This is a genomic window from Deltaproteobacteria bacterium (genome assembly GCA_012522415.1).
Taxonomy (GTDB): domain Bacteria; phylum Desulfobacterota; class Syntrophia; order Syntrophales; family JAAYKM01; genus JAAYKM01.
The window spans coordinates 1-6,326 of the sequence record JAAYKM010000008.1 but is presented as its reverse complement, the minus strand read 5'-3'; the positions used below and the strand labels follow the sequence as shown (position 1 = coordinate 6,326).

The following is a 6,326-nucleotide window of genomic DNA, read 5'->3' as shown; positions in this document are numbered from 1 at the left end:
ATCCGGCGATGGACCACATCAAAAGCATCTGCCAAGACACACTCAAAATGCCCATCGTGTCTATCGTGCCTTTGAACATCTCATAAACATCATACGGACTCATTTAACTCCCTCCTCCGATTTTAAAATAAAAGCCACCCGGCACTTACGCCGAACGGCGGCCCGACCATCCCTTAACCTTCAGGAAACGCCTGATCCCCGGCCCTTTCCCGAACCCCTCTCCGGTATATAACGTCCTCTTTATATTGAATTATTTTGGGAAACACTTCAATTAAATTATACTTACACGGCGAAACCAATAGCCGATACTTTTCTGAATGTCAAGGAAAAAGGCCTGTTAAGAAAAAACGAGCCGAAAAGGAGGATAATCCCCTTTGGGCTTCTCAAGTTCGGGTAAGGATAATACACGGAATCGATTCCGTCGGGGTTCCTTATTCGCGCCTCCACCGGGACCTTCTGCCCCATAATGAAAGGTACCCGGACGGAAAAGAAGAGGCTTGAGGGTGCTTTTCATGTTGACAGTCCAGAGGATTATTGCCTATTATCATTCAAAAAATCATGGAATTACAATGAAAAACGATGAGGCCGAAAAAACGGACGTTCCCGTGTCCGATGAAGAAGACATGAGCGATCTATACCTCCATTTCTTTGAAATGGCGGTGCTGTATCCTGAGGGTGAGCGGACGGAAGACGTGCTGAGGAAACAGAAAATCCGTCTTCAGGAGCAGTCGGAACTGATCGATCTGGCGCAGGACATCATCATGGTTCTCGACATGGACTTTCGAATCAACTTCTGGAACCACGGCGCGGAAAAGAAGTACGGTTGGCCCCGAAGCCAGGTTATCGGGCAGATTACCCATGATTTGCTCAAAACCGAGTTTCCCAGACCCGTCGAGGAAATCTACGCCGAACTGATAGAAAGGGGGTTCTGGAGCGGAGAGCTGAGGCAGAAAACGCGGAACGATACCTCGATCATCGTTGACAGCCGGTGGTCCCTGAGAAGGGATCTGGAGGGCAACCCAACGGCGGTTCTTCAGATCAACAACGATATTACACAGCGAAAACAGGCCGAAGAACTCCTTCAGAAAACCCTGCAGGAACTGGAAAATCGCGTTCGGAAGAGAACCGCCGACCTGACGAGGTTGAACGCGGAACTGGCCCAGGAGGTGGAGGAACGCAGGCGCATGGAAGAAATCCTCAAAAAACGGGAAAAGGAACTGGAAGTGAAATCCCGTAACCTCGAGGAGCTGAACACGGCCCTGACGGTTCTCCTTAAAAAACGGGAGGAAGACAAAAACCAGCTTGAAGAGCGGGTCTTGACCAATGTCAAGGAGATGGTTCTGCCCTACACGGAGAAACTCAGAAATACGGCGCTGCACTCCGATCAGGCGGCGTATCTCTCCATTCTTGAAAACCATCTAAACGATATCATTTCACCTTTTCTGGTGAAAATGTCCGCAAAATACCGGAGGTTCACCCCCAAGGAGATTCAGGTGGCCACCCTGGTCAAAGACGGCAAGACGAGCAAGGAAATCGCCGATATCATGAATGTTTGTGTCGGGGCCGTGGAATTACACCGCAACCACATACGCAAAAAGCTGGGGTTGACCCATAAAAAAATGAATCTTCGTTCCTATCTTCTTTCGCTTCCCTAGTTGATCGGAGACGGCAGGGGGGCCGATCGGATTGCACTCGGCTGTTCCGGCGGGTCTGTTGCCTTTCGATTGCGTTTGCCCGGGGGCATCGTCCAAAATATTGGAACAGGGTTCAGGGCGTGCTCTCCCCGTAAAATGGCCGAGGCCGGGCGGGTTGCGGCGGTATAGGACCGTCTGTTCTCCCGTCGGATTTGTCCTGGTGGGGGGTTCTCATGTTTCGTGGACGATGACCGGACAACATGAGCAATGCCCTGCGAAAAGCGCCCGCGCCCACAGTTCAGCTTGAGGACATGGCGTCACATTCAGGGTTCGCTGGTCCCAAGGGCTTCTCTGATCTTTATGGCAAGAGCCTTCATCGAAAATGGTTTCTGCAGGAAATGCAGACGGTTGTCAGGCAGACCGTGATAGGGGATGATGTTCGCGCTGTACCCCGACACGAAGAGAGTTTTCATGCCGGGATGAATGGCAAGGAGGGCGTCGGCCAGTTCTCGGCCGTTTATCCCGGGAAGAACGACATCGGCCAGTAGAAGGTCTATCGTGCCGGCGTATTCCCGCGCGAGTCTTATCGCTTCGACAGGGGTCGAAGCGGGCATCACTGTGTAACCGAGCCGCTCGAGCATTCTGTGGGCGATGTCGCGGATCATGGCTTCATCATCCACGAGCAGGATGGTTAGGTTCCCCCCTGCTGTCGCCGGAGCCCCGGTTTTTTCTGCGAAGATCTCGGCCCGTATGTCTTCAGTACAGCATGGCAGGTAGACATGAAACGCGGTTCCCCGTCCCGGTATACTGGAAACATCGATGAATCCCCCGTTTTGACGGACAATGCCGTACACGATGGAAAGCCCCATCCCCGTTCCCTTGCCCGATTCCTTGGTGGTGAAAAAGGGTTCGAAGAGTTGTGAGAGGACCCTATCGTCCATGCCGCAGCCGTTGTCGCTCACCGTGAACATGGCGTATTCCCCCGGGGTACATCCCGCACGGGACGCACAAAAAGTGTCATCAAGTTCGACCGTGCCGGTCTCGATGATTATCCTGCCCGTATCACCCACGGCGTCATGGGCGTTCGTGAAGAGATTCACGAGTGTCTGGTCCAGTTGCAAAGGGTCTATCCTGACCCGTCCGGCCCGCTTCCCCGGTTTCCAGATCAGGTCGATGTTCTCATCCACGAGGCGCGACAGCATTCGTGTCGTCTTTTCCACGGCTTCGTTCAGGTCGAGAAGTTGCGGGAAAACGTTCTGTTTGCGGGAGAAGATGAGCAGTTGTCTGGTGAGGGCGGCGGATCGTTCAGCGGCCTCCTTTATCATGCGGAGATCGTTATATAGGGGACTGTCCGGCTTCAGTCTGCCGAGTGCTATATTGGTGTGACCGAAAATGACCGCCAGCATGTTGTTGTAATCGTGGGCGATGCCGCCGGCAAGCCGTCCAATCGATTCCATCTTCTGGGCGTGGGCCAGTTCCTCCCAGAGTTTTTCCCGCTCCTGTTCGGCCATCTTGCGATCGGTGATATCGATGGCCATCTCATAACGGACCAGGCGTCCGTCAGGCCAGGGAATTGTTTTGTCTATGCAGCGATACCAGTGGTTGTTTTTCTCGTTCCGAAACTCCCAGATGTAGGAGCGCCCTTGATACTCACGGCGGATCTTGTCATTGGTGCAGAAGGGACATGGCTCCGTGCGCTGCTGTATGTACTGATAGCATTTTTGTCCGGAGGGCGGACCAAAGAAACTTTCGATTGCGCGATTGACGAACAGGAGCTCGTGCGTGTCCATGTCGGATACGTAAACCGGTTCGTCAATACCGTCGAATATTGCGAGGAGTGATTCGTGGGCCAGCCTGAGATCTTCCGATATGACGGACACGTGGCCGGGCTTTTCCTCCGGCGGTTTTCTTGGCAACCTTCTCATCTTCCGTTCCCCCGTGATTATTCCCCGTCGGCATGCCCGGACTCATATATCCGGGAGCCCAGGAACCTATCGGTTTCGCATTGCAGCGATGCCGGAGATTAAATAGTTGCAGCGTGCTGATTTTCAAGGCCCTTTCCGATCGTAGTATTGATAACGATTTGGGAATATTATATTCAACAGCTTCATACATGTCAAGATTATTTAAAAAAGTTGGGAGGTTCCACGGCTGCCGAGGTGTTGGAGGCAATGAAGTAAAGCGGGCCGTCTTCTTGCGGCCCAGGCGTCTTCCGGTTCAAAAAATCATGCAGCCGTGTTATAGGGGGCTGTAAATATAGATTACAGGAAGGAGTCATAAAACGAGATGAAACCAAATCCGTTGCTTGGTGCTTTCCTGCCCGTTTTGTCGATGAGGCTCTCCCGATGTGCGGGGTCGCAGCGGGAAGTGAGGCCGGTTCAGATTACAATGACCCCGTATTATCGGGTTTGAAGAAAAAGCAGGATCTGTGGGGAATTTATTGAAAGAAAAATCAATAGAACGGAACGGAGACATCCTGGCTGGTTCCGGTTGTCGCTTCCGTATGATAAAGTGCGGCAAGTGGCGGGGACTGGCTGACCCTAAACTCGTCGACCGGGTGGGGATCGAGGGGCTTACGGTTCACCTCGAGGAGACCATGATCCGGGGGGAGGTGCTGAAAAACGGAAGCAAATCCCATGTATCGCACACAACCCTGGGAGGCCGGGATGTCGTGATCAAGGGCTACCGCCATCTGGGCCTGCTGCATTCCCTTCGGCACACGTTGCAAGGTTCCCGGGCCAAACGCTCATGGTTTACGGCCCACCGTCTGCGCCGTCTGGCCGTTCCGACCCCGACGGCGCTGGCCTATCTGGATGAATACCGGAGAGGCCTTCTCTGGCGTTCCTTCTTCATTTATGATTATGTTGCGGGATCCGAGTTGTATGTGGTTTTGAATGATCCGGCCGTACCCGGTGAAAGGAAAAGGCGTTTAATCGACCGGGTGATGGTGGTGTTGAAACGGCTGTCCGAAGGGGGGATAAGTCATGGTGATCTGAAGCACAGCAACATGATCTGCACGGGGGACGATGTCTCTTTTATCGATTTGGATGCCATGCGCCCGGCTTTCGGGCCGGATTTTCTGAAACGGTACCGGCTTGAAAAAGACAGGGCCCGTTTCTTCAGGGATCTTGAACCGTTTCGCTAGAAACCCTTGGGCGGGCTTATACGGTCCATCCTTCATATTGACTTGACAATTTGTCTCACATGACGGCAGGCAGGCTCAGCATGCGGAGGGCTGTTTGAACCATGGACGCCGAATGACTCATATTGTTTCAGACCGCCATGAGAATCTTTCCATGAGGCAGCATGAACAGGGGAACATCCCGGTTGCTTTTCTTCATTCTTTTACCTTATTTTTCCCGGTATTCCCATGCCGGGCATTCGTGCATGGGGAATTGTTTTGGCCGGGAGTCATAATCGCGTCATGCAAATTGAAGGAGGGGGATCATAATATGGGCGAAATACTGATCGGAAAGGCGGAGCGACCTGTCCATTTGCTGGCCAGGTATGGCAATCGCCATGGTCTTGTGGCCGGTGCGACGGGAACCGGGAAAACCGTATCGCTCATGGTGCTGGCAGAGGGTTTTTCCCGTCTGGGTGTGCCTGTTTTCATGGCGGATGTGAAGGGAGATGTATCCGGCCTGGCCATGGCGGGAACCGCCGGCGAGAAGATCCTGAAGCGTGCGGCTGAAACCGGGCTTGATGGGTATACCCCGGAGGGGAATCCCGTTTTATTCTGGGATCTCCTTGGCGAATCCGGACACCCCATGCGCGCGACGGTCAGCGAACTCGGTCCGATGCTGCTGGGTCGGATTCTCGGATTGAACGATACCTAGACGGGAATGCTCGAAATTGCATTCAAACTGGCGGACGATCAGGGATTGCTCCTGCTTGACCTGGACGATTTGCGGGCTCTTCTTGGGTTTTTGGCCGAAAACCGTGATGCCGTATCCGGGCAGTACGGCCTGGTCAGCACCCGGTCCTTGGCCGTGGTCCAACGTGCCCTCCTGACCCTGGAACGGGAAGGGGGGGAGTCCCTGTTCGGCGAACCCGCCCTCGAATTGTTCGACCTGATGCGGACCGATTTAAACGGTCGCGGTATTATCAGTATTCTCAGAGCGGATCAGCTTATCCTGAGACCGAAACTGTATTCCAGTTTTCTCTTGTGGCTCCTGTCGGAGCTGTTTGAAAATCTGCCCGAAGTGGGCGATCCGGACCGGCCCAAGCTCGTCTTCTTCTTCGATGAGGCCCATCTTTTGTTCGACGACGCCCCTTCCGTCCTGCGTCAGCGGGTGGGCCAGGTGGTTCGTCTCATCCGTTCCAAAGGGGTCGGCGTGTACTTCTGTTCCCAGTTTCCCGACGATATGCCGAAGGAAATTCTGGGACAGCTTGGAAACCGGGTTCAGCATGCCCTGCGAGCCTACACGCCGCGGGACCAGAAAGCGGTACGTACGGCGGCGGAAACCTTTGTCCCCAATCCGGAATTCAACGTCGCGGAGATCATTTCCCAACTGGCGGTGGGGGAAGCCCTGGTTTCAACGCTTCAGGAAAGGGGTGTCCCCATGCCGGTGGAACGTACCCTGATCTGTCCCCCTCGCTGTCGGATGGGAACCGTCACCCCGGGAGAGAGGGCCATGATACGCGCTCGGAGGCCCGTCGGTAATAAATATGACACCAGAATCAACCGTGAGT

3 protein-coding genes and 1 pseudogene are annotated in these 6,326 nt (G+C 54.0%); 3 read left to right on the top strand and 1 reads right to left on the bottom strand.

What is annotated here, in order from left to right:
• Positions 1 to 569 precede the first annotated feature (569 nt).
• On the top strand, positions 570 to 1,655 hold the full coding sequence (locus tag GX147_00760) for a PAS domain S-box protein (protein NLN59240.1): 1,086 nt from the start codon (positions 570 to 572) through the stop codon (positions 1,653 to 1,655).
• A 302-nt stretch (positions 1,656 to 1,957) separates the two neighbouring features.
• Here GX147_00760 and GX147_00755 read toward each other — a convergent pair whose 3' ends face one another.
• Positions 1,958 to 3,559: a response regulator gene (locus GX147_00755; protein ID NLN59239.1), complete on the bottom strand. Its 1,602-nt coding sequence runs from the start codon at positions 3,557 to 3,559 to the stop codon at positions 1,958 to 1,960.
• Positions 3,560 to 4,074: 515 nt separating this feature from the next.
• Here GX147_00755 and GX147_00750 point away from each other — a divergent pair.
• Positions 4,075 to 4,779 (top strand): hypothetical protein, encoded by a 705-nt coding sequence (locus GX147_00750; protein ID NLN59238.1) that lies wholly within the window; start codon positions 4,075 to 4,077, stop codon positions 4,777 to 4,779.
• Positions 4,780 to 5,086: 307 nt separating this feature from the next.
• Positions 5,087 to 6,326: pseudogene (locus GX147_00745) on the top strand (DUF853 family protein).